Below are 260 nucleotides of genomic sequence, written 5' to 3' on the forward strand. Positions count from 1 at the left end.
GCGTCGTCCAGCACGATCAGGTCGTCGTCCTTGGAGACGCACGGGAAGTAGCCGTACACCACGGCGGCTTCGAGCAGGTTCTCCGTCTGGAGCCGGTCCAGCAGGCCGCGCAGCCGGGGCCGGCCCTCGCTCTCGACCAGTTCCTCGTACGAGGGTCCGTCGCCGGTGCGGGCCTGCTTCAGTCCCCACTGGCCCTTGAACAGGGCGCCTTCGTCCAGCCAGGAGGCGTACTCCTTGAGCTGGATGCCCTTGACCACCCG

The 260-nt window shown here is 68.5% G+C and carries 1 protein-coding gene; it reads right to left on the minus strand.

Annotated features, from left to right (window positions below; all coding sequences use genetic code 11):
• The coding region (locus ACTT8P_RS38635) for a hypothetical protein (protein ID WP_442836458.1) at positions 1–260 on the minus strand (260 nt) is incomplete at both ends.

It is taken from the genome of Streptomyces sp. JW3, from assembly GCF_052216785.1.
In the GTDB taxonomy this organism is placed as follows: Bacteria; Actinomycetota; Actinomycetes; order Streptomycetales; family Streptomycetaceae; genus Streptomyces.